The 7,273-nt window shown below is 39.6% G+C and carries 3 protein-coding genes; all 3 read right to left on the bottom strand.

What is annotated here, in order from left to right:
- Window positions 1-4,857, bottom strand: a 4,857-nt coding sequence (locus I2H52_RS08845; protein WP_195595048.1) for an isopeptide-forming domain-containing fimbrial protein, incomplete at its 3' end; no start/stop codon positions are given.
- 58 nt (window positions 4,858-4,915) lie between these two features.
- Window positions 4,916-5,503, bottom strand: a complete 588-nt coding sequence (locus I2H52_RS08840) for a TlpA family protein disulfide reductase (RefSeq protein WP_045616392.1) — start codon at window positions 5,501-5,503, stop codon at window positions 4,916-4,918.
- A 389-nt stretch (window positions 5,504-5,892) separates the two neighbouring features.
- Window positions 5,893-7,239: a type I glutamate--ammonia ligase gene (gene glnA / locus I2H52_RS08835; RefSeq protein ID WP_001122897.1), complete on the bottom strand. Its 1,347-nt coding sequence runs from the start codon at window positions 7,237-7,239 to the stop codon at window positions 5,893-5,895.
- Between the last annotated feature and the right edge of the window lie 34 nt (window positions 7,240-7,273).

Raw genomic sequence — 7,273 nt, 5'->3', positions numbered from 1 at the left:
GAAGGCTGTCGCATCTTGCGCTACTGTTGTTTTCACGTTGTAAGTGAAGACTTGGTCGCGTTTGTCAAGAGTTTCAGATTCTTTGCCATTCACATCTTTCTTGATTTCTGGCTCTTCTGGAGTCGGTGGAGTTACTGGAACTTCGTTAGAGTCCTTGTGGTATTTTGGATTATGATCAATATCATAAGAAGCCTTGTTTGGAATTTCAGTCTTACCATCTTTAATCACATAAGCTGACAAGTTGGCATTCTCTCTGATTTTAGCCTTGAAGTTTACTTCAATAGACTTACCTGCATCTGCCTTGACAGAAGCTTCTGTAAAGGCAATTTTGATCACTTGGCCAGAAATTGTTACTGTCGCCTTAGATCCTGCATCTTCACCATCAATTTTAACTGTGGCAGAAGCATTCTCACCAACAAATTCTAGAACTTCTTTCAACTCGTCTGTCATCTCAAACACAGTTGAGCTAGCAGGCATTGTTGTTTTCAAAGTATAAGTGAACTCTTCATTACGTTTTGCAAGATCATAACGTTCTGCTCCGTTTACTTCCTTCTTAAGCTCTGGAGTTGTTGTTGGAGGTGGAGTCACAGTGACTGGTTTTGATTCTTTCTTAGAATCTGGATTGTCATTAATGATGTAGCTAGCAGTATTTGGTACTACTGGCTTGTCTTTTGCTTCATTTGGATAAGCAGTCAAGAGAGCATCGAAAGTGATTCCATCTTTAATCTTGGCATTGAATGAAACTCGGACTGCTTTACCAGCATATTGTTTCACTTGATCTTTTCCAAATGTGACCGTCAAACGTTGACCTTCTGTTGTTACAGCGAGGTCTTGAACAGCTTGTCCATCAACAGTGACAGTTGCTTCTCCTTCAAATGCCAATTCTTTGACAATATCATCTGAGATTGTGAAGGTATCTGCAACATGTGGTACTGTTGAGTCAATTGTATAAGTGAAGACTTCTGATAACTTACCAAGATCTGCATGTTCCTGACCATTCACCTTCTTAGTGATTGGTGGTGGAGTCACAGTGACCGGCTTGGTTTCTTTCTCACCTTGTTGGTCATTCTTATTGGTATAAGTAATCTTAGCTTTGTTCTCAATAGATGGAACTTTTGAGTCTTTCTTCACTTTGGCATGAATCACGAGTTCTACTTCTTGGTTACCAAAGTCACCCGCATTCGCAAAATCTTTCATCGTTGCAGTAACGGTTTGACCTTGAACTGTTACATCGAAGAATTTAGATGCCTCTCCTTTAATTTCAGCTTGACCTGGAGTCAAGTTCTCATCCAAGGTATCTGTTACAACGAAGGACTTGTATGTTGTAATATCATTTGGCAATTTTGCTTTGATATTATATGTGAAGTCTGTTTCTGCACCGATGGTTGCCTCTGTCAATGTTTCGTTGATTTTCTTATCAACGCCTGGTTCTGATGGAGGTGTTACCGTTACCGGTTTGGTTTCTTTTTCTCCGCTGTGATCATTCTTATCTGTGAAACTAAACTTCGCAGTATTTGGAATATTGATGCGCGTCACTCCATCATTGATCTTAGCTGGAATGATCAATTCAACTTCTTGACCAGCAAGATCTGTAGCGTTCGCAAAGTCCTTCATGGTTGCAGTCACGGTTTGACCCTCAACTGTTACATCGAAGAAGGCTGCAGCCACTCCCTTGATAGCTGGTTTGCTTGAAGCTTCATTGATGACTGACAAATCTCCTTCAAGTGTATCTGTAATCACAAATTTCTTGTAATCTGTAATATCTGTTGGAAGTTTTGTCTTTATATTGTAGTTGTATGCTTGACCTGTAGGAATATCTAAGTGATCAAGTGTTTCATTGATCTTCTTCGTTACAGGTGGTGGTGTGACTGTAACAGGTTTCGACTCGACTTCTTTCTCTACATTATTTTCATTTGTAAAGGAAATAGAAGCCTTGTTTTCAATTGTTGTACCTGTCACACCATTTTTAACTTTTGCAGGAATTACTAATTCAACAGTTGTGTATTTTGCAAGTTCACCAAACTGACCATCCTTCACCGTTGCCGTAATCTCTTGGCCATTGGTGTGGATATCAAAGAGGGCAGCTGCAGAACCTTTAATACTTACGTCACCTGCAAGTTCCAAATTAGCATCCAGTGTATCACGAATCACAAATTTCTTGTAATTAGCAACATCACTTGGCACAGCTGTTGTAATGTTGTAGTTGTATGGTTGTCCATCAAATGTTTTGAATGTATCCAAGTTTTCATTAATCTTCTTATCAATAGAAGGTTCTTTTGGTTTTGGTGGTGTAACCGTTACTTTATTCGATGTTTTCTTGATATCATTCAAGGCAACATCTGCCGTGTTAGGTACTTTAATTTGACCATCTTCCTTATATTTAGAAAGGTCAGCACCCGGACGAATCTTAGCCTTGAAGGTCAATTCAAGGTATTGAACATCTTTAGTTTTACGACGACTTACCTTACGTGAGATTTTTTTAAGTTGAGTTTTATCAAGAGTCAGTGAAACAGTTTGGCCTTCAACTTTTGTAGCAGTTTTCAACTCAGCATCATCATTTCCACCAAGTTTCACATTCAAGCTATCTGCCTGAACTTCCAACTCTGAAACAACTGTATCTGTAAGGCTAAATGTATCTGCAATACCTGGCCATGGAACACTTACCTTGTACTCGAAGAGTTCTCCTTCTGTCTTAAGATCTTCATGTTCCTTATCATTGACCTTCTTCGTAATTTCGGTATCAACTGGTGGTTTAACATAGACTGGGTTTGAGCGACGAACTGTACTTGGTTTGTCATCTGTTTTAGCATGTTTACTTGGATCAGGATTATTATCCTCACCATTCCACATGATATTACCCTGGTTCAGCAAACCGAATCCATCATTATCCTGAAGAAGGGCCATGAATTCTTTACTTGCTTGGTTCTTACGGTATTCTTCTTTAAGACGAACAGTAATCGTCATTTTAGCTTTCTTAAGAACCAAGTAGTTGTACTTGCCATCTTTTGCCGGAACATCCGCTACAACGACGCTTTGTGAGTTGCCTCCAGCATCCTTTTGAGTTACCACACGAGTTGGCCAGCTTTGTCCATCTGGACCTTGAGCAGAATGGCTCACCACTTCCAAGCGGTAATCAAGTGGGTCTGTTAACATAACGTTCTTTTCAAATTCGTAAGGAACGTTATTGAAGTTGTAATCTACTGTATAAGTGAACTCTTCGTCTTTCTTGCTTAGTTGTGCAGAATAAGATGGTTTCTTAGTCAACTCTAACGGATCCGGAATGACACCAATATCGTTGCTAGCATCCGCATCTTTCACTGTCTTTGTTGCGCTTGGATAACAGTATTCCAATTTTTGAACTTCGACAGTCTCATTCTTACCACCGATTTTACGAGTAGTGAAATCTCCCGTTTTAAAGACCCCTGTCAACTCTGGAACTGTGATTGTTTCATTTTCTGGAACATAATTCTCAGGAGGGTCTACTTCGCTATCTTCATCCGTCTCAGGTGCCCGAGCTTCCTTACTCAAGTCATAGTCAAATTTATTATCCCCAGGATTAAAGACACTATCTGGAACAGAGATGGTAACTTTGTCCCCTTCTTGAACAATCTTACCACGAATTTGTTTTGACGGATCTGTAACTTTTTCAACGACCGTTTTATCATTGATTCGAACAGCATCTACCTTATATCCTGGAGTAACTTCAAACTCACCTTTGATATCTTCCTTAATCAGAGCTGCTGCTACGGATTCCAAAATCTTTTGCGAGAATACATCAATGTTATTTTGTTCATTAACATAGAAGGAAACATCCTTGCCATTAACTGTCTTGTTTGGCGAAGCCATTGATTGAAGGGCATCGTGGAAAATCCCTTGCACGGAACGATTGTCACCGATATTCAATGCTTTTCCAAATCCATTCAAATAAGCATCACCATATTGGAAGTATGGATCAGTAAACCCTGCTACACGCTCCCAGAAACCAATAACTACAGAGCCTTCTGATCCAACAGCATTCTTAAGGGTATTTCCTGCCTCTTTTAATTCGTTTGCACGGCTGACAATATCTTGCGCTGCTTCAGGGAAATAGTTTTGACCAAGTCTCCATGCAGATTGTAGCTTATATGTTCTGGCATAGCTTTTATCCATAACAACTGTGTTAGACCCTGGCAGACGGTAACCATTGGCCACACCATCCGTTACCAGAAGAAATACTGTCTTACGACCATTTTTCATTTCTCCTTTTTGTTTGCTATAAGCAGCAAGAGCATCCGTAATACCAGGAACCGTAGGAGTTCCTCCTCCAACAGTAATATTATCAATAAAGCTATGAATAGATTTCTGATCTGATGTTAAATCACTTGAACTAAACTGATAATGTTTACCCGTAATCCCCTCATCTGTATAGGTATCAATCGCTCCTGTGAAGTCTTCATTATCAAAATATCGGACCTGATCTAATCCTTGGTAAGCTGAAACGAAGACGCGGTCAGTCGTATCAGGATCCCCTGTATTCACTAAATGCGGGTCGGCTTCATTGTACTGTTCAGGTTTCACATAAGTGGTCAAACGCTTCAAAGCATTTTTAACACTTGGGATAGTTTTTTCAAACGAACCACTGGCATCCTGCAGGATGACCAAGTCAATCGGTTTCCGCGGAACTGTCCACTGTGTCTTCTCTGTCTTCTTAATTTTACGATAACATCCATTTTGAATGATCTCTGTATCACCTACCCGGGTAACTCCACCTTCATCGGCAGATGCACCACGAGCAAAGAATAGTCCGGCTAATCCTAAAGGCACAGACAGAAACAAAATCATAAACAGAATGGATACCTTTTTAATGAAATCTTTCATAGTTTTCTCTGAAATCCTATTTGATTCCTTATTCCTCCTTTTTTCTATTGCAGATATATTAATTCAGTAGCTCTTGTAACTCTTTCGAGAAATTTTCAGCAGTAGTGTGGTTTACCAATACATTCTTTACCTGTTGCTGTTTGGTTACAAGATACATACTAGGTATGGTTTGAACCTGTAAGAGATCGGCTGCCCCTTGATCCTCATCATAATAATACGGGAAAGTATATCCTTTTTCTTTGATATACTGATCAGCCTTCTCCTTTGTCTCTCTATTCGGATCGCTCATATTGAGTAGAACAAAATGAATTTGATCTCCATACTTTTCATACATCTGTTGAACAATAGGCAGTTGTTTCTGACAATGTGGACACCAACTAGCCCATTCGACAACTAACATAGGTTTATCATACAGTTCTGAACTAGCGACCAATTTACCGTCTCGAGTGGTCATTTTAAATTCTGGAAGTTGTTGACCTTTTAAACTCAAAGCCGTATTGTTCTCATCACTAGAAGTTGATTGCGAAACTGACGATGCGCCTATATCTCCATCCTTAGTGGGTCTGGTGTAATAAAGAAAACCCACCGTTAAACCTATGATGATCCCCACCGCTAAAAATGGTAGCCACCACTTGTCTTTTTGCATGTAATCTCCTTTCTTATAATAGTAAAATACAACGAATAAGTCCGAATAAATAATATATTAATACAATTAGAAAGAGGACGGGATTCATTCATTTCAAATGATATTTTACCATTTACTATTCATTTATACAAGCAATACGTTGTCAAATAGTAAACTTTTTAAAAAAGTAGAAAATCGCCATTAAATACGATCTTTATAAAGAAAATCTAAAGATAAACTTAATATCTCTTTCTGAGATTTGTCAGAATATTCCCATTCTGATGCATAATTGTAAGCTAGACAAAAAAACATAAATAGCCTATATTATCTATACTAAAAACTGTATCAAAATACATTTATAACTTATCAAGCAAAAAAGATTGCCCATTCGGACAACCTCTTTTCTACTATTAATACAAATCTAGATAATTATCAACTTCCCATTGTGACACAAAGGTCGCATAGCTAGCCCACTCGATACGCTTGGCTTCAAGGAAGCTCGTATAGATGTGCTCACCTAGTGCAGCCTTGACCACTTCGTCTTCAGTCAAAGCTTTCAAAGCGTTGTGAAGAGTTGATGGAAGGTCTGTAATACCAGCTTCCTTACGCTCTTCTGCTGTCATGATGTAGATATTTTCTTCGATAGGAGCTGGTGCTTCGATTTTGTTTTCAATACCGTGCAAACCAACTTCCAACAGAACCGCCATAGCGATGTACGGGTTAGCCATTGGATCCACTGAACGCAACTCAAGACGAGTTCCCATACCACGTGAAGCTGGTACGCGCACAAGTGGCGAACGGTTACGACCAGCCCAAGCGATGTAAACCGGCGCTTCATAACCTGGAACCAAACGTTTGTAGGAGTTAACAGTTGGGTTCATGATGGCAGTATAGTTGTAAGCATGCTTGATCAAACCACCAAGGAAATGATAGGCTGTTTCTGACAACTGCATTCCTTTTGGATCATTTGGATCAAAGAAGGCATTGTTTCCTTCTGCATCAAACAAGGACATATTACAGTGCATACCTGAGCCAGCAATACCAAATTTTGGTTTCGCCATAAAGGTTGCGTAAAGACCATGTTTACGAGCAATAGTTTTAACAACGAGTTTAAAGATCTGAATTTTATCACAAGCGCGGAGCACTTCATCATACTTGAAGTCAATTTCATGTTGACCAACCGCAACCTCGTGGTGACTCGCTTCTACTTCAAATCCCATTTTGGTCAAGACATTCACAATCTCACGACGCGTATTGTCCGCAAGATCAGTAGGCGCCAAATCAAAGTAGCCACCTTTGTCATTTACCTCAAGAGTCGGATCCCCATTTTCATCTAGCTTAAATAGGAAGAATTCTGGCTCTGGTCCAAGGTTGAAGGATTTGAATCCTACTTCTTCCATATGGCGAAGAGCACGTTTCAAATTGCCACGAGGGTCACCTGCAAATGGTTTACCTTCTGTTGTATAGACATCACAGATCAAACCTGCAACACTTCCGTTTTCATCTCCCCAAGGGAAGACTGTCCATGTATCCAAGTCTGGGTACAAGTACATATCTGACTCATTGATACGTACAAAACCTTCAATAGAAGATCCATCAAACATAGCCTTGTTTGACAAGACTTTATCTAACTGTTCATCTGTAGCAGGAATTTCGACGTTTTTCATCGTTCCCAAAATATCTGAGAACATGAGACGAATAAAGGTAACATTTTTTTCCTTGACTTCACGACGAATATCTGCAGCTGTGATTGGCATGGTTTTTCTCCTTAATATATGACTACTTGCGATT

Origin of the sequence: Streptococcus oralis, from assembly GCF_015561235.1 — a bacterium.
Classification (GTDB): domain Bacteria; phylum Bacillota; class Bacilli; order Lactobacillales; family Streptococcaceae; genus Streptococcus; species Streptococcus oralis_BK.
The sequence above is the reverse complement of the archived record's forward strand: the minus strand, read 5'-3'. Positions and strand labels throughout refer to the sequence as shown.